This is a genomic window from Asticcacaulis sp. P2_C5 (genome assembly GCF_056404555.1).
Genome location: NZ_JBFUDU010000003.1, coordinates 1 through 17,647 on the forward strand (window position 1 = coordinate 1; position 17,647 = coordinate 17,647).

The 17,647-nt window shown below is 62.4% G+C and carries 13 protein-coding genes; 8 read left to right on the forward strand and 5 right to left on the reverse strand.

The window, feature by feature from the left end; genetic code table 11:
• Together AC1DXO_RS06150 and fusA are read left to right on the forward strand one after the other, a co-directional pair.
• On the forward strand, positions 1–886 hold an 886-nt coding region (locus AC1DXO_RS06150; RefSeq protein WP_476977232.1), incomplete at its 5' end, for a calcium-binding protein.
• A gap of 514 nt (positions 887–1,400) precedes the next feature.
• Positions 1,401–3,443 (forward strand): elongation factor G, encoded by a 2,043-nt coding sequence (gene fusA, locus AC1DXO_RS06155; RefSeq protein WP_476977233.1) that lies wholly within the window; start codon positions 1,401–1,403, stop codon positions 3,441–3,443.
• Positions 3,444–3,473: 30 nt separating this feature from the next.
• Here the strand turns inward: fusA and AC1DXO_RS06160 are convergent, their stop codons facing one another.
• Positions 3,474–5,120: a HAMP domain-containing sensor histidine kinase gene (locus AC1DXO_RS06160; protein WP_476977234.1), complete on the reverse strand. Its 1,647-nt coding sequence runs from the start codon at positions 5,118–5,120 to the stop codon at positions 3,474–3,476.
• 15 nt (positions 5,121–5,135) lie between these two features.
• A complete protein-coding gene (locus AC1DXO_RS06165; protein ID WP_476977235.1) occupies positions 5,136–5,867 on the reverse strand; it encodes a response regulator in 732 nt (243 codons plus the stop codon).
• Between the two features lie 221 nt (positions 5,868–6,088).
• Between AC1DXO_RS06165 and AC1DXO_RS06170 the strand changes: the two genes are divergently transcribed.
• Positions 6,089–6,529, forward strand: a complete 441-nt coding sequence (locus AC1DXO_RS06170) for an EF-hand domain-containing protein (protein ID WP_476977236.1) — start codon at positions 6,089–6,091, stop codon at positions 6,527–6,529.
• A 320-nt stretch (positions 6,530–6,849) separates the two neighbouring features.
• Here the strand turns inward: AC1DXO_RS06170 and tkt are convergent, their stop codons facing one another.
• Positions 6,850–8,811 (reverse strand): transketolase, encoded by a 1,962-nt coding sequence (gene tkt, locus AC1DXO_RS06175; protein WP_476977628.1) that lies wholly within the window; start codon positions 8,809–8,811, stop codon positions 6,850–6,852.
• Positions 8,812–9,013: 202 nt separating this feature from the next.
• Here tkt and AC1DXO_RS06180 point away from each other — a divergent pair, with 202 nt between their 5' ends.
• Together AC1DXO_RS06180 and AC1DXO_RS06185 are read left to right on the forward strand one after the other, a co-directional pair.
• A complete protein-coding gene (locus AC1DXO_RS06180; RefSeq protein WP_476977237.1) occupies positions 9,014–9,346 on the forward strand; it encodes a hypothetical protein in 333 nt (110 codons plus the stop codon).
• Complete coding sequence (locus AC1DXO_RS06185) at positions 9,346–9,672, forward strand: cell division protein ZapA (protein ID WP_476977238.1); 327 nt, start codon at positions 9,346–9,348, stop codon at positions 9,670–9,672. Before AC1DXO_RS06180 ends, AC1DXO_RS06185 begins: the two co-directional genes overlap by 1 nt.
• A gap of 229 nt (positions 9,673–9,901) precedes the next feature.
• Here the strand turns inward: AC1DXO_RS06185 and AC1DXO_RS06190 are convergent, their stop codons facing one another.
• Both AC1DXO_RS06190 and AC1DXO_RS06195 read right to left on the reverse strand, forming a co-directional pair.
• Positions 9,902–10,681 (reverse strand): MerR family transcriptional regulator, encoded by a 780-nt coding sequence (locus AC1DXO_RS06190; protein WP_476977239.1) that lies wholly within the window; start codon positions 10,679–10,681, stop codon positions 9,902–9,904.
• 218 nt (positions 10,682–10,899) lie between these two features.
• On the reverse strand, positions 10,900–14,010 hold the full coding sequence (locus AC1DXO_RS06195; protein ID WP_476977240.1) for a TonB-dependent receptor: 3,111 nt from the start codon (positions 14,008–14,010) through the stop codon (positions 10,900–10,902).
• A gap of 582 nt (positions 14,011–14,592) precedes the next feature.
• Here AC1DXO_RS06195 and AC1DXO_RS06200 point away from each other — a divergent pair.
• Genes AC1DXO_RS06200 through AC1DXO_RS06210 form a run of 3 tightly spaced genes read left to right on the forward strand, consistent with a single transcriptional unit; the run spans position 14,593 to position 17,385 of the window.
• Positions 14,593–15,444, forward strand: coding sequence for a helix-turn-helix domain-containing protein (locus AC1DXO_RS06200; protein WP_476977241.1), 852 nt, complete (start codon positions 14,593–14,595; stop codon positions 15,442–15,444).
• Positions 15,445–15,499: 55 nt separating this feature from the next.
• Positions 15,500–16,633 carry a sensor histidine kinase gene (locus tag AC1DXO_RS06205; protein WP_476977242.1) on the forward strand — a complete coding sequence of 378 codons (1,134 nt, stop codon included), beginning with the start codon at positions 15,500–15,502 and terminating at the stop codon, positions 16,631–16,633.
• Positions 16,630–17,385, forward strand: coding sequence for a LytR/AlgR family response regulator transcription factor (locus AC1DXO_RS06210; protein WP_476977243.1), 756 nt, complete (start codon positions 16,630–16,632; stop codon positions 17,383–17,385). The genes AC1DXO_RS06205 and AC1DXO_RS06210 overlap by 4 nt, the downstream gene beginning before the upstream one ends.
• The last annotated feature ends 262 nt before the right edge of the window (positions 17,386–17,647 follow it).

Below are 17,647 nucleotides of genomic sequence, written 5' to 3' on the forward strand. Positions count from 1 at the left end.
GTATGTCGAAAACATCACGCTGACCGGCACGACCGATATCAATGCAACCGGTAATGCGCTGGCCAACACGCTGATCGGCAATTCGGGCAACAACGTTCTGAACGGCCTTTCGGGCATCGACAAGATGTTTGGTGGCGCCGGGAACGATACCTACTATATCGACAATGCCGGCGACCGGACCTATGAAGTGGCCCATGATCTGACCGACAGCGGCGGGCACGACGTGGTCTATGCCGGTGTGCAGACTACGCTGGAAAAATTCGTCGAGGACCTGTTCATCACCGGCACGTTCAATCTGGGTGGCACCGGCAATGCGCTGGACAACCATATCACCGGCAATTCGGGTAACAATGTGCTGGCGGGCAGGGACGGCAACGACGTGCTGGACGGCGCCGCCGGCGGCGACCGGCTGATCGGTGGCCTGGGTGATGACAGCTACTATATCGACAACGTCGGCGACCGGGTGATCGAGAACATCGGCCAGGGCAATGACACGATCTACAGCTCGATAAGCTTCTATCTAAGTCGCCAATATGTCGAGACCTTGGTCCTGACGGGGACAGGCGATATCAACGCCACTGGCAACAACACCGCCAATAACCTGATCGGCAATGACGGCAACAATATCCTGGAAGGCGGCCGCGGTAACGACATGCTCAGCGGCGGCAAGGGTGCGGATGCTTTCGTATTCCACTTCCGGTCCGGCGCAGACATCATCAACGACTTCAACTCTGCGGAAGGTGATACAATTCGATTAAGCGGCCTGCCGCACGGTGTGACGGTCACGGTCGATGGCACCGACATCCTACTTGATTTCAGCGGTGGCGATATGGTCCGGCTGGTCGCCCCCGTGAATTGGAATCACGACAGTATTGTCTGGGGGTGACCAGGCTCTGAGTTGGTCTGATGGGCCGTCCATCAGACCAACGCATATCACCTTGTGAGCGTTTGTAACCGCTATAGCTGACAACGCCCGCCGGACGTCTTGGCGGGCTTTTTGCGCTCGACTGGATTTGAAGTGGCGGCACGCAGCGGTGTTGGTATTATGCCACTGTAGCGGTCAATGGCATTGGCGTCCTGCCATGGCGATTGACCGTGGTCCTACACGCCCGTATAAGCCGCCCACCACCAAACCATGAGGTTGCAACATGACGGACGATAGCCAGTTTCGGGAGCGCTGCTAGCCCGCGTCCGTCGTGAGACGCGCGTGGCCCGCGTCTCCCTCATCCGCTCCTCCCGCTCAAAACTGACGGCGGAGCCTCTTTCAAAACCGGTATCGTTATAGGTCGCCCGTATTCACGCGCGACCTGACCTGCGTTTGCGTCATCTAACGCAAACCCTGGCGGAGCTGTGTCCGCGCGATCCCGACATCCCTGAACTTTTATATCTGCGAGGACAACATGACCCGCAATCTACGCAATATTGGCATCATCGCGCACGTCGACGCCGGCAAGACCACCCTGACGGAGCGCATCCTGTTCAACACCGGCCGCATCCATCGTGTCGGCGACGTCCATGATGGCAATACCGAGACCGATCACCACGCTTTGGAAAAGAAGCACGGCATTACCATCTCGGCGGCCGCCACCTTCTGCGACTGGAACGGCACAGGCATCTCGATCATCGATACACCCGGCCACGTCGATTTCACGATCGAGGTCGAACGGTCCCTGCGCGTCCTCGACGGCGCCGTCGTCGTCTTCTCGGGCGTCGCCGGCGTCGAGCCACAGTCGGAAACCGTGTGGCGCCAGGCCGACCGGTTCAAGGTTCCACGCATCTGTTTCATCAACAAGATGGACCAAACCGGTGCGGACTTCGAGCGGGTCGTCCGGATGATCGCGGAACGTCTCGGTGCACGGCCCCTGGTGCTTCAGCTTCCGCTGGGCGTCGAGGGCGGCTTCACGGGTCTGATCGATCTCGTCGACCTGCAGGCGCTTGTCTGGAACAACGGCGACGCGCCAGCCGTTAGTGCCATCCCGGACGCGTATCAGTCGGCGGCGCGAACGGCACGTGAGCACCTTATCGAGGTGCTGGCCGAGGACGACGAAGCCATCCTGGCCGACTGGCTGGGTGAAGGACCGGCCGTGTCCGCCGACCAATTCAGGTCGGCGATCCGGCGCGGTTGTCTGTCGGGCCGGTTCACGCCGGTGCTGTGCGGTTCCGCCTATCGTAATATCGGCGTCCAGCCGTTGCTGGACGCCATATGCGCCTATGCGCCGGCACCGGAAGATCGTCCAGCTGTCGAAGGTGTCGACCCGCGTGATGACACGCCGCAACTTCGCCAGCCGTTGGCTGACGTGCCGTTCGCGGCCCTGGTCTCCAAGGTCCAGGTCTCGCGTTACGGCACGCTCAGCACGGCGCGTGTCTATTCCGGCCGCATCGTGCCAGGTGATGCCGTTGGCCTGTCCGATACGGGCAGGACAGAAAGGGTCGGGCGTATCCTGCGCCTGCACGCTGCTACCGAAACGGAAGTTGCGGAAGCGGTGGCGGGCGACGTCGTTGCCCTGGTCGGCCTCAAGTCGGCGCGGGCAGGCGGCACCCTCAGCGATCCGGCCCACCCGATCGTGCTCGATGGCTTTGTCATCCCCGATCCGGTGATCGAGGCGACGCTGGAGCCGAAGACCCGCGCGGATCAGGACCGTCTGCGTTCGGCGCTCGATGCGCTGGCGCGCAGCGATCCGTCTCTGCGTGTGTCGACGGATGCCGGGACAGGGAGAACCCTCGTCGCCGGCATGGGCGAACTGCACCTGCAGATCTGCGTCGAAACGCTGAAGGAAGACTTCGGCGTCGAGGCGTGCATCGGCGCGCCGCAGGTCGCCTATCGCGCGGTTGCGATCCGGCAGGCTCTGGTCGACCACACCCTGCGCAAGCAGAATGGTGGCATCGGCCAGTTTGCCCGGATCAGGTTGGCGATCGGTCCGCGCGCGAATGGTGAAACCGGTCTGGCGTTCAAAAACGCCACGGTCGGCGGCACCGTCCCGCGTGAGTACGTGCCCTTCATCGAGCGTGGACTGCAAACGGCGATGGCGGATGGCGGCCCCGGAGGACACCCGGTGCTGGGCCTCGAAGCGACGCTGCTCGACGGCGCCTTCCACGCGAAGGACAGTTCGGGCCTGGCCTTCGAGATCGCAGCCCGGGAAGCTTTCCGGATCGCTTTCGCCGAAACCGATCCGGTCCTGCTCGAACCGCTGATGCGGGTCACGGTGATAACGCCCGACGATTATCTGGGTGCTATCATCGGCGATCTGCAAAGGCGGCGCGGCCAGGTGCTGGAAACCGTAGCGGGGCCACGGACCCACGAGCTTGTCGCCGAGGCGCCGCTCAGCGAGATGTTCAGCTATGTCGGTACGCTGCGCTCGTTATCGCAGGGCCGGGCCAGTTTCATGATGGCCTTTGACCGTTATGCAAGCTTGCCCCAGGCGCTGTGGGACCGGGCGGTGTAAAAAGAGGTGTGGCGGGTGCGGCGGCGCCCGTCACGCCTTTCTTACCAGTTTCGGTAATGTCAGCCTGGCCTCCAGCCCGACCACGGTCTTGCCCTCGTAGCGATTGTGCAGAGTCAGGCTTCCGCCCTGGGCCTCGGCCAGGGAGCGCGCCACCGATAGGCCGAGCCCCGAACCGCCGGTATCGCGGTTGCGCGACGATTCCATGCGATAAAACGGCTCGAACACCGTCTCAAGCATCTCCGCCGGCAGGCCTGACCCGTTGTCATTGACCGATATCTCGACCATCGGCCCGCGCGTCGATAGGGAGATGCCGCAGCCCGAGGCGTAGCGTCCGGCGTTCTCGACCAGGTTGGTAAGGATGCGCTTAATCGCTACGGCGTCGCCGCGCACCATGACATTGTGCTCGACCAGGGCCGGTTCCATTTTACACACCGCCGCCAGGTCGTCGCACAGTGCCTCGACCAGGGCCGACAGGTCGAGCGGCCGCAGCGTCTCGCCCAGCTTGTGCGCGCTGGTAAAGCTCATGGCCGAGCGGATCAGGTCGTCCATATGGGCGATATCGCCCGACAGCTTGTCGCGCAGCGGTGACGGCAGGTCCTCGATACGCAGCCGCATCCGCGCCAGGGGCGTCTTCAGGTCATGGGCGATGGCGCCCATCAGCGCCGTGCGGCCTTCCACCTGCTTGCGGATGCGCTGCTGCATGGCGTTCAGCACCTCGGCCGCCTGGCGGACTTCGCGCGGGCCGATGGCCAGGACGGGCGGGGCATTGTCTTCGACCCCGATCTTGGCAGCGGCATCCGAAAAGGCGATGATCGGCCGCGACAATCGCTGGGACAACCACCAGGCCAGCGGGAGGATCAACAGGGCGGTCAGGCCGAAGCCGATCAGCAGGCGCGCCTGCCACGGTGCGATCAGGTCCTGCGGCGGGTTGATCACGCGGTAGCTGCCGTCCTTTAGCTTCCATACGGCGCGAAACGGCGGATAGACAATGTCCGTGCGCGTCTCCAGCCATGGTCCGGAGCCCGGACCAGGACCAGGACCAGGACCATGACCAGGTTCGGGCCCGAAACCTGACCCCTGGGGCGCACCCGGGCCAGGACCAGGACCAGGACCATGACCAGGTTCGGGCCCGAAACCTGACCCCTGGGGCGCACCCGGGCCAGGACCAGATAGCGGGCCGCCCGCTTCCGGGGCGCTAAACCTCATATCGTCGCCACGCATCTCGGTGTGAAACCGGGCACCGTCGGGCGGTCCTTCAGACATGGGGCCAGAAGACATGGGGCCTGAAGACATGGGGCCCGACATGTGCGAGATGAAATGGCGATGCGACGGCAACTGGACGGTGACCGTGTCCGACGGCACGCCCAGGGCCTGGGCCAGCCTCTGGCCAATCTGACGTGCAAACGCGTCACGCGCCGGACCGGTATTGGCGGCGGTCAGCGGAGCGGGTTCGGTCCGCGTGGTCACGGCCTTGAGCTTTCGCCCGTTCTGCAGTCGGACCTCGCCCGTCTTCAGCGTCTGTACCGCCTCGTCGAGACTATAGCCCGACGGCGGCGGTTCCGGCGCCCACAGCACGATGGCGGTATTGATGACGACCGCCAGGATCAGGACGGCAAGACTCAGCCCCAGCACCTGCCAGAAGACGGGAAGCGATATAAGGCCGGCTTTTTTTGTCATGAGGTCGGGTTTACGCTATTTCAGAGGCTTGAACATATAGCCGATGCCGCGAATGGTGCGGATGATGTCCTCGTTATTGTCGTCGGCCAGCTTGCGGCGCAGGCGCGAGATCTGCACGTCGATGGCGCGGTCGAAACTGTCGCCATTGGGCCCGTGCAGATAGTCGAGGATCTGGTCGCGGCTCATGGCGCGGCCCGGCCGGTCGAGAAACACCCGCAGCAGTTCGAACTCGGCATTGGACAGGGCGACCTGGACGCCGTCGGGGCGTGTGAGCGTACGCTTGATATTGTCGAGCGCCCAGCCGAAGAAGTGCGTCAGGGGCGTACCCTTGTCGCCGCTGGTGCGGGCTTCGCGGCGACGCAGGACGGCGCGAATGCGCGCCAGCAGTTCACGTGGATGAAACGGCTTGGCCATGTAGTCGTCGGCCCCCAGTTCCAGACCGACGATGCGATCGATCTCCTCACCGCGCGCCGACAGCATGATGACCGGGGGACCGCCCTGGTCCTGCAGTCGCTTGCAGATCGACAAACCGTCTTCACCCGGCATCATGTAGTCGAGAACGACCAGACCGATATCGCCGCGCGCCAACACCCTGTCCATATCCTTGCCCTGGGCCGCCGTATGGACCTCAAAGCCATTTTGCGAAAGGAAGTCGGCAATCAGGTCGCGCAGATCCTTGTCGTCATCGACGACGAGAACGCGCACAGGGGTGGTTACATAGGTCTGCGTCGTGGCGGCTTGCGGCATGGGGGAGGGCCTGGGGAAAAATGGATGAAACACACTCGGAAAGTGGCTGAAATCTGCTCTCTCGTTACGGCGTTCTGATGGCGTCGCAGAAACATTCCATCTTGTTTATGCCACAATTCGTCGATTCCTGACATCACGAAGCAATATACACGGCGCAGATTGGCCCGGTCGCAGGACTGGCGGCGGAGGACGTTAAACCCCTGCGACCGGAGCAAATATCGATGAAACACACACTGAACAAACCTGCAGGTTTCACTGCATTGGCAGGTGCGGTCCTGGCCGCGGCCATTGCCGTCGGCGCCTGGGCCCAGATGCCGGCCAATTCACCCGAAAGCCCAGACGATCTGTTTGGGGCCATGGACGCAAACCATGACGGGACGGTCAGCAAGGCGGAATTCGACGCCTTCAGGCCCGGTAACCGGCCTGACGATGGCCACCCTGGCAATGATCAGCATTGGGGGCCACACGGCCCGGGCGGCCGTCATATGGGTATGGGACCGCCCGACCTGAACAGGCTCGACACGGACAAGGACGGGAAGATCAGCCTGGCCGAGTTTTCGGCGCCGATGAAGGACCATTTCAATCAGATGGACGCCAACCATGACGGCAGCTTGAGCGGCGAGGAACTGAAACCCGACATGCCACCGCCGCCAAGGCCGTGATGCGACGGTAACATAGGGCCAAGACAGGTGGCGCGAATCGGCCGCGGGATTTTTTATCCTGCGGCCGATTTTTTGCGCGACGGAACCGCGTAAGTGCTGCGTTTAGATACTTGAGCTGTGAGGTCGGGCAGGTGAAGGGGGACGGTTGTCACCAGCTTACCTGCGACCGTAACGGCTAAGGCATGCAGAGCGAAGGCCAATAGCCTTTGTTGCGAACAGTCTTGAGAGAGGCGGTATCTCCCCGGAGCCGTTCGATCTCAAGAGAGGGCCGTGGCGGCCGCCGCTGCCACGGCCTCTTTCATGTCCGTCGCCATGCGTCGTTATTTTATGGCCGCCTTAACCGCCGCGACAACCCCGTCAGCGGTAATGCCGAACTCCTTGAACAGCCGGTCCGCCGGAGCTGAGGCACCGAAGCCCTTCATGCCGACAAAGATGCCGTTCGGCCCGATGAACTTTTCCCAGCCCATGGAGATAGCGGCTTCGACGGCGACCTTGATCGGAGCCCGGCCGATCACCGAACCCTTGTAACCCGCTGTCTGGGCGTCAAACAGGTCCCACGAGGGTGTCGAGACGACACGCGTGGGAATGCCGTCGGCTTCCAGCAGTTTTTGGGCGGCAACGGCGACCGATACTTCCGAGCCGGAAGCGAAGATCGACACCGTGGCCTTGTCCGACGACGCCGGGCTCAATTCATAGGCGCCGCGTGCCGCCAGGTTCTCACCCGCTGCCGTACCTTCCTGGCCGCGAACCGCCGGATTCTTCTGGCGCGTCAGGACCATCATCGACGGTCCCTTGGCCTTCAGGGCGATCTTCCAGCATTCAGCGGTTTCCACCATATCGGCCGGCCGGAAGACATGCAGGCCGGGCATGGCGCGGAACGCCGCCAGTTGTTCGACCGGCTGGTGTGTGGGGCCGTCTTCACCGACGCCGATCGAGTCGTGCGTCATGACGTGGATGACCTTGGCGCCCATCAGCGCGCCCAGGCGAATGGCCGGGCGCGAATAGTCGCTGAACACGAAGAAGGTGCCGGCATAGGGGATGACGCCGCCATGCAGCGCCATGCCGTTCATCGCCGCCGCCATGCCGAATTCGCGCACGCCGTAATGGATGTAGCGGCCGGTATAGTCTTCGGTGTCGAAGGTTCCCATGCCCTTGACCAGGGTATTGACCGAGCCGGTCAGGTCGGCTGAGCCGCCCATCAGGGCCTCGATGGCCGGAACCAGGGTCGCGAGGGCTGCGCCGGAGCACGAGCGCGTCGCGTCGGTCGGCTTCGATTCGAGCGCGGCCTTGATGTGGGCGTCGAGGCCATCGAAGGCGTTGTCAGGCAGGCGGCCGGAAATGGCCTTGACGAACTCGGCGCCCTTCGGGTGTGCCTTGGCGCGTTCTTCCCAGACACGGCGCTGGCGACGGCCGCGGCGGCCGGCAGCGTCCCACGCCTGCATGATCTCTTCTGGCACGGTGAAGGGTTCCGCGTCCCAGCCCATGGCGGCGCGCGCCGCCTTGATCTGGTCGTCGAACAGGTTGTAGCCGTGGCCGTGTTTGTCGCCTTCCAGGGCGCCGGCGCCGCGCGACACCTTGGTCTTGCAGGCGATCATCACCGGACGGTCCTGCTTGGTGGCCCAGCGCATGACCTGGGCCAACGCGACGTGATCGTGGCCGTCGACAGCCTTGACGGCCCATCCGGCGGCCTTGAAGCGCGCCTGCTGGTTGCCGGTTTCGGCCATGGTCGCCCAGCCGTCGATGGTGACATTGTTGTCGTCGAACAGGACGATCAGGTTTTTCAGGTTATAGCGCCCGGCCAGCGAGATGGCCTCGTGGCTGACGCCTTCCATCAGACAGCCGTCGCCGGCGATCACCCAGGTCTTGTGATTGACCAGGTCGCTGCCGAAACGGTCATTGAGGTGGCGTTCAGCCATGGCCATGCCGACGGCGGTGGCCAGGCCCTGGCCCAGCGGGCCGGTGGTGCATTCCACGCCCTCGGTGTGGCCGTATTCCGGGTGGCCTGGGGTCGAGGAGCCCCACTGGCGGAAGTTCTTGATGTCCTCCATCGACACCGAGGCGTAGCCGGTCAGGTGCAGCAGCGAATAGAGCAGCATCGAACCGTGGCCGGCCGACAGGACGAAGCGGTCGCGATCCGCCCAGTTCGGCTTCTTCGGATCGTAGCGCAGGAATTTGGTCCACAAGACGGTGGCGACGTCGGCCATGCCCATCGGCATGCCCTGGTGCCCTGACTTGGCGCGGTGCACCGCCTCCATCGACAGGACGCGGATGGCGTCGGCCATCAGGACGCTCATCGGCTTGTCGGCCAAAAGGGCGGGGATATCACCGGATTGAGGACTTGTCGTCATGGGCGAGTCTCTATTAAACTGGGTTTATGAGGCGTGGAAATGCGGCTGCTTTAGCCGACGTTCACCGCCAAGTGTAGGCTTTTATGCGGAATGCGAAGAAAAAAGCGCAGTCCGCGACGACTTCAGGAGACCGGGCATGGAAACTTCGCAGGCAGCAGGGCAGATGGGCAGCAGCCTGAGCATGGCGGTCGACCGGCTCGATCGCGTGCTCGAGGCGCTGGAATCACGCGTTCGTGCTTTGCAGAACGGTGACCCCCTGCCGCCGATCGAGGGCAGCGACATGAGCGCTATTATCGGCGACAGCGCGGCCGAATCCCAGGCCAGTATCGAGGTTCAGCGTCTGCAGCACGAGCTGGAAGAGGCCCGCCTGCGCGAACAGGCCCTGGCCCAGGCGGCCGAGACGGCGTTCCAGGCGCTGGGCATGGCGGCGGCCAATATCCGCATTCTCCTGCGCGATGAGGCAGCCTGATGGGCGAGGTTACGGTCAGGGTCAACAACAAGCCCTATACGGTGGGCTGCGCCGACGGCCAGGAAAGCCGGGTCCAGGACCTGGCGCGGGCGTTTAACGAGCATGTCGAGATGGTGGTGGCCGATGTCGGCGCCATCGGCGAGGTGCGGCTGTTCCTGATGGCGGCTTTGCTGATGATCGACGAGATGCAGGATCTGCGTTCGCAACTGGCCGAGGCCAATTCGATCAATTCGCGGATGAATGCCGGTGCGCATGAAATCGAACGCAAGGCGGCCTTTGCTATCGCCGACGCCGCCGCCCGGCTTGAGCGCTTGCTGGGCGTATAAGCCAGAGCGTCTACCGCGTACGAACATATCTCGCTTTACCCGCTTGGGCTTGTGCATGCCGAGTCGCCCGCAAGGTTTGAAACACGAAACAACGTTCGGCGAAGCCAATGGACACGAATAAGACTGCTTGCTAACGCGCGCAGCGCATTTGATGACAAATCGCAACACGACACGACGAATAAGACGCGCGCCTTCAGAAAGTTTTGAATATCGGCCAGCCGAGAGCCGCTCAAGGTTTAGGAGCAATTCCGGCGGCTATGGCAGCACCGTAGGCCTTTTGCACATAGTCCATCATGTCGTTCGACGATGTGGAGTGCTGCTGAAACTCCGGCTGTTCGTGCATTTCACGCGCAAGCGCCCTGACCTTTTCATTGAGCGCTCGATTTCCGCCGGTTGCAAGCGCGACTTGCTCCATCCAGCGCCGGGCTAAATCCATCGCCTCGGCCGAGTCCGGCGCGCTGGTTTTCATCAGGACCGTGGCCTCGGCGTGCAGGGTATCCCAGGCTGGGGCGGGCTTGTCCATGCCGGCGAAGCCGTTGGCTTTTAGTGTGTCCTGGTCCTCGCGTGTCAGGTGTTTGGCGGCGATGGTCCCGAAGTCGGTCGAAGCGTTCATGACGATTGTCTTTCTTGTTAAATCAATGAGATCGTCCGAAGACAGGCTGCCTTCCGAGGCCAGCCGCGATCGTGCCGACGCAACCAAGTCCAGGGCGCGCTCCACCTCGTCCTTTTGACGACGCAACATGGCTTCGTGGAGCGCCAGGAACTTGGCCAGGTCGACGTCGCGGCCCAATAGCAATTCCGCGATCCGGCCCAGGGACAGGCCAAAGCTTTTTAAGGCAATAACCTGTTGCAGCCGCGCGATCTGGTCGGGCCCATAGACACGCCAGTCCGCCAAGGTGCGCTCAGGGCGAACCAGGCCCTTCGCTTCATAGATGCGCAGCGCCTTGCCGCTGACGCCGAACCGGCGGGCCGTTTCCGACAAGCTGAGATAACGATTGGACCTGCTCACGGGACAGCCTTTCTTCGAACGCTCAAACCTATCCAGCCTGCCCCAGGGGCCGGCGCAAGAGGTCTTGTGCAAAAAAGATCGGGTAAATTATCGCCGACGCATCAGGTTGGAGATCTGCCTTTCCAGGGGCGTGCCCGGTCGAATTGCCCGAGACGTAGCGAACAAAAAAGGGCCGCGGCGAACCGCGACCCTTCCTTACACACACGTAGGTGAGAAGGTTAGAACTTGTAACGCACACCCAACTGGTAACGCGTATCCAACTCCTGAGCGAAGTACATGTTGCTCTTGTCGCGGCCGTAGTTGCGAACATGCGCCTTGTTCAGGTTCAGGCCCTCCATGGTCAACTGAAGCGCCGGGGTCAGCTGGTAGTTGACCGCGGCATCGATCACGCCGAACGGCTCGACATAGAACGGATCACCCTGGGCGCCGACATTGCTGCCCGCGATGTAGGTGTCGCGCCAGTTGTACGAGATGCGGCCCGAGAGCGCGCCCTTGTCGTAGATGGCCGTGACGTTATAGGTGTTCGACAGGCCGAGCAGCGGGAACTGCAAGGTGCCTGGAGGGGCCGAGTTGTCGAAGGCAATATCGCCCTGGACGGTTGTCAGGCTGCCCGTCACACCGAAGCCCGTATCGCCGAAGAAATGCTGGAAGGCGAGTTCGAAGCCGTGGATGTTGGCCGTCTTGTTGTTCACTGGGATGTTGGTGTCGAAGGTGAACAAAGGATCGTTGGCGTCAGCCGTGATGTCGTAGGCCGCCAGGGTGGAATCGACGAAAGCCTGATCGAGATTACCGCCGCCATTGAGGTGCGACTGGTACTCGGTCGTGGCCGCACCGACATTGCCGCTGTTCTTGATGATCAGGGCGGTCATTGTGAACAGGTTGACGTCGGTCGGGCTCTGACCGATGCCGCCCAGTGCAGTCTTGGCCGCGCCGGAACGCGAACCGCTGGCGCCTGATGATGGGTCGCGCAGGCCGAACCAGTTGGCCGAAACGCGGCCGGTGCCCACAAAATTGGCTACGTCCTTGTTATAGAAGCCAAGCGAGACATAACTGTCCTTGCCGTAGTACCATTCGACCGAGAAATCGACATTGCTCGATTCCAGGGGCAGCAGGGCGGGGTTGCCGGAGTTGGCCGTCGGATTGGTGCCATTGGCCGTCGGGCGTGGTGGCGTGGCGACGCCCGTCGTGGCGTACATACTGCCGTAACCCGGACGCGCAATCGTCTTCGAGAACGAAGCCCGGGCGACCATATTGTCACGGAAATTCCAGGTGATGTCGAGGTTCGGCAGCCAGTTGCTGTAGCTGGCGTCGGAGCTGACCGTCTGGAAGCCGGTGCCGAAGTCGGTGGTGAAGTCGTTGTCGGCGGTCCAGCGGATGGCCGTCGGGATGCTTTGCAGCGCCGAGGCCGTGACATCGGTTTTCTCGTAGCGCAGGCCGGCGACGACGCTGGCCGGCTGACCCAGGAAGTCGCCCTTCATGGTGAACTGGCCATACATGGCCGTGATGTCCTCCTCGATCGTATTGGCGGTGATCGCGGTGTTGGGGATCTGGGTATTATAGATCGGCGCCTTGACCATGGCATTGTAGATGTCGAGCGCATTGCCACGGAAGGCAATGTTGGACTGGCCGGGCGCGAAATCTTCGAACAGAGCGCCCAGGTCGTAGGCCTCAAGCATGCCCGGTGCGTACTGGGCGACGTCGCCCGGATTTGAAATGCCCCAGTCGCCCAGCGCCTGGTAGGTGTTGCCGGTGGTGGTGGTCATTTGCGACTTGATCACGTCCACCCCGGCGTCGAAACGGCTCTGGCCGTCGAAGTCGTAGGTGAAGTCGGCCTTGAACTCGTCGATCTGGTGGGTCTGGCTGTTGGTGACCGTGCGGCCGACCTGGGTACCGACGTCGCCAACGTCCAACTTGCCGTTGTTGTTGCCGCGCAGGGCGTCATTGACGGTATAGTGCTGGACGGGAATGCCGCTGCGGAAGTCGACCGAGTGGTTCGAAATCACCGGGGCGCCAAGCGAGATCAGGACCGAGCTGGTGCCGTTGGGATTGTTCGGTGTCGCTTCGCCCTTCGAGGAATGGGCGTCGAGGGTGAGGGTTGCCTTGTCACTAATGTTCCACCTGGCATTGACGCCGAGCGAATCCAGGGCGTTCTTCTGGCTGAACAACTGCTGCTCGGCGCCGATGTCCTTCACGCCGGCCAGGGATTCTTCGAGATAGAGGGCGTTATAGATACCGGATTCACCCTTGACGAAGGTGATCTTGTCGAACGGACGGTTGAACCAGTTGGTCTGTTCTGCGCGCTCTTCCCCGGCGATGTTTTCGACATGGAGGGCATCGACGGTGAACAGCAAGGCCTCGGTCGGGCGGAACTGGACCGTGGCGCCGACATTGGTGCGCTGGTTATGGGTCTGCGACAGGGCATAGCGGCTGTCGTTCGGATAGGCGATCAACGAGCCGGCCGGCGGCGCGTTGGTGATCTGGGTCAGCAGAGTCGTCTGGTTGGCAGCGTAACGCAGGCGGCCATTGCTGGGCGAATAGAACTGGACGTACGGGTCCAGGTTCCAGTTGTTTTGTGTTATCTGGCGGGTGACCACGTCCCGTTCCGAGTACTGGGCGAAGACAGCGACGCCGAAGGTCTTGGAATCGTTGCCCCAGCTGTAGGTTCCAGTGACTTCCGGCGTCCAGTCCTTGCCGTCGACCATATTGTCGCCGTGCAGCGCCTTGGCGCTGAGCGAGCCGGTGGCGCCGGACTTGCTGATCGGGCGCAGGGTCTTGATGTTCAAGGTGGCGCCGATGCCGCCCGAAGCTATGTCGGCCTTGCCGGTCTTGTAGACTTCGAAGCCCGAGATGCTGTCCGAGGCGATGTTCTGGAAGTCGAAATTGCGCGTACCACCGCCGGCGAAGGCGTTGCCGGTACCGATCAGGTTGATGCTGGCCGTCGGCATGGAACGGCCGTTCAGGGTGACCAGGTTGAAGCCGGGACCGAAGCCACGAACCGTGACCTGGGCGCCTTCGCCGTTGACGCGGTTGATCGAGACGCCTGGAATGCGCTGGATCGATTCCGCCAGGTTGGTGTCGGGATATTTTCCGATGTCTTCGGCGGTAATGGCGTCGACGACGCCGGTAGCGTTCTTCTTGATGTTCATCGAACGCTGCAGCGAGCCGCGGATGCCGGTGACGACGACGACAGTGGTGTCGTCGCTGGCGGCCGCTGCGGTCTCTTGCGCCAGAGTTGGTGCCGCAAGTGCACAAAGGGCCAGCGTCGAGGCGCCGCCCATGATGATCGCCCGGGTCAGTCCGGCGCGTGATGTACTCGTTTTACTTCCCATCGTAGCTTCTCTCCACAAGTCTTGTTGTTTGCCATAGTCCGGCTTGCGGTCATCATCAGATCGTGCAAGCAAACCGGTTCTCCGTGCGTTCGGAGACCGGTGTTTTTGAGACAAAGCTTACCTAGGCGATACAGTTCGTGGGCCATCGGCAATTATTGCGCAGAAATCCGCTATAAACGGACCGGCGCTGTGACGTTCTATAATTGCGTCTCAGTCCCCAATACTGATTTGCCGGTCGGATGACTCCCGTTGCCGGAACCTTTTGCTATCACAGGCGCTTTCCTTAAGATTGGATATTTTGACACTCCATTAGCTGCGAGCGGCGGCCTGCCTCGGCCCATCTTCCTCGCAGCGGGCGCCAGAAAACGCGCTTTGGCCGCCGCGCCCACAAGAGCGTGCTAACGCTCCGCTTCTTGAGCACCTTGCGCGAGCCATCGGGGCCGTCCGTCCGGCGGCGCCTGAGCTCTTGAAGATGCGCCGCTCACGCCGGAAAGCGACCGCTCGTGACGCGGGCCGTGGTCTGACCGGCGGCCGCATGAGAGGCTTTTCCTCATCGTCATCAGGGAAAAGGGTTGATCGGTCATGACGTCTGTGGGTGCCCGGATTGTTGTTGCAGAGCCGACAGAGCAATTGAAAGACATCGTTGAAACCTTCTGGCAGGTGGAGAGCCCCGGCCGCGCCACCCTGCGATGTCTGCCGACCGGCCGCATGGATCTGGTCTATGTGCTCGACGGTGAGATCGGCTACGGTTCCAGCCTGCCGCCCTTCGGCAAGGGCCAGGTGATCCTGGCCGGAGGCTTCGAACGCGCAACCCTGCTTCATCTCCGGGAAGGCAGCCGTATCTTCGGCCTGCGGTTCCGGCTGGGCAGTCCGGGGCTGCGTCTGCTGGCCGGTCCCCGGCCATCGGCCGGCAACTGGATCGACCTGAGCGCGACATGTCCGGAAACCTGGAAATGGTTCGATTTCCGCAATCGCCTGAATGGGCAGGCCGATTTCGCCGCCCGGATCGCCGTGGTCGAACGTGGATTGCTGGAACAGGCGGCACATGAGCTGAGCTGCGACGCCGGCCTTCCCGTTCTGGCGGTGCATCCTGGCCAGGCCGCGAAAGACCTGCGGCTCCGTCTGATGCGCCAGTTGCGGCGCGACACCAAGCTGGCCACCGGCCTGACGCCCAAGAAGCTGCAGATGCTGGACCGCTTTGGAACGGCCAAGCGGCTGATCGAGGAAGACGAGATGGAACTGAGCGAGGTCGCGCTCGCTGCCGGCTATTGTGACCAGGCCCACCTGAACCGGGAATTCATCAGGATGTCCGGGGTTCCGCCCCTCAAGCATCGCAACCGGCGCAATGTCGGCTTCTTCAGCCTCGAACTCGAGTCGTCCCAGGCGCCGAGGCGAAAGCCAACCGGTGGACCGGAACTTGCAGGTCGGTCGTGAGGCTGATATCAACATCTACACAAAAGTGCCAACCAAGGTACGCGGAAACACGAATGTGACCAAAAGCGTCTCAGGTCTTCCGGTGCCGGCGGTGGCGAAAAGCGTGATGCCACGTTCCAAGCTGGACGACTGGCGCTGGTGGATGCTGGTCGTCCTGCCCATCTTCGTCCTGCTGGGTCTCTTTCTGCGGATGCCGTGGCTGATCACCAAGGTGACGGTCTGTCCGATCAAGTCCTGGCTGAACGTCAGCGTCTATTCCTACCCCGTCTGCTGGGGTCTCTGGGTCCTGGCCAGCCCCTTCCTGTTCTGGTTTTTCTGCCGCCGACCCATCGAAGGGAAATCCCTGATACGGACGGTCGTCATCCATGTCCTGGTTGGCCTGGGCTTTGTGGGTGTCCATATTTTCCTGCATGCGCTGGTGGACGAGCTGCTCCCGCACACGCCTCTGATGGCCCCGCTCCCTCAGCGTTTCAAAGCAGGACTGGAAAACACCGGTTCCGTCGAACTGCTGATTTTCCTGACCCTCGACGGTTTCTTTCATTCGGTTCGGTCCGCCATCCGCGCCCAGGCCACGGCGGCCCGAGAGCGCGAACTGCTTCATCAGAAGACGGCGGCCGAACTCGAGGCGTTGCGGCGCCGGCTGGAGCCGCACTTTTTGTTCAATGCCCTGAACTCGCTGTGCGCCACCCTGAGCGAAGGCTCGCGGTCGCGCCAGATGGCGACTCAGTTGTCACAATACCTGCATCTGGTTCTCGACCGGGCCGGTAGTGAGCGGATTCCGCTGCGTGAGGAACTGCGCCTGGCCGACAGCTATCTGGAGATTGAAAGCCTGCGGCACGGCCAGAGGCTGGCGACGCGGTTCTCGGTCAGCGCGGACGCGCTCAAGGCCATGACGCCGGCCCTGGTGCTGCAGCCGCTGGTCGAAAATGCGATCCGCTACGCCACGGCCAGTCCCGCCGCAAGAGTCGAGGTCGAAGTCGAGGCGCGGGTCGACGGACAGGACCTGGTCCTGTGCGTACGCAACTCGTTCTGCCCGGCCACCACCGGTTTGGCGGGCGGCGGCCGGGGACAGGCCATAGTGCGGGAGCGGCTCAACGCGAACTACGGTGACCGGGCGCGCATGGAGATCAGTGGCAGCACGGATGTCTATGTCGTCTCCGTCTTCCTGCCCGTGGAGCCCGTGACATGATCAGCGATCGCTCCGTCCGCGACCATTCGGTCCGAGTACTGGTCGCTGACGACGAACCCTTGTCGGAAGCGCTGGCAACCCGAACGATTGAAGTCGATCCGCGCCTCAGCGTGGTCGCGCGTTGCGAGAACGGCACCGGCGTGGTCGAGGCGCTGAGCGCCGGCGCGATCGACGTCGCAGTGCTCGATATTCGTATGCCTGGCCTGGATGGCCTTGCCCTGGCGCGGTTCATGGCGCGCTCGGAGGACCGGCCGGAGATCGTGTTCGTCACAGCCTTCCCTGAACATGCGGTCGAAGCGTTCGGTCTGGATGTCTGCGACTATGTGACAAAGCCTTACGATCCGGATCGGTTGCGCCGCGCCGTTCTCAAGGCGGCTTCCAAACGGCAACTCAGGAATCACCCGTCGACCCTGCAGCCGATGGAAAGGCTGATTGTCAGGACGCGCGGGGGGACGCGGTTGGTCGCGTTCAGCGAGATCGAGGCGATCGACGCCGACGAAAAAGAGGTCTGGTTACGTGTGGGCTCGGTGCGCCTGCGCTATCCCGGCCGGATCTCGGCCATGGAAAACGCCTTGCCGTGTCCGCCGTTCGTCCGCGTGCACCGCTCACATATCGTCAACATGGACTGGATCGCCCACATGAGCGACGATAGCAGCGGGACGGGGGAGATCACCCTGCGCAGTGGCACGACGATCCCGATCAGTCGCCGTTACAGGCGCCGACTGTCGGCGCTTTTCCTGCTCGGCCGGTAGTACAGGGTCAGAGAAAGATGCGAGGTGGTCAAATTATCCAATATTCACCTCATCATATGCATTAATACCTGAATTTCCAAGTATCGGTTTGGTGTTGTGCGTGATTTGTAGTTCTGTCCGATATTTTTGGGAATATTTAGTTCTTGTTTCGTCGCTGAACTGAATATTTTTCTTTGCTTGAGGCCTGTTGTTCGGTGCGCTTCTTCTCCCAACGGAGGCTTGCCGGGCTTTCAGGTCAACTGTCGGCCGGCCTCGCTTCCCG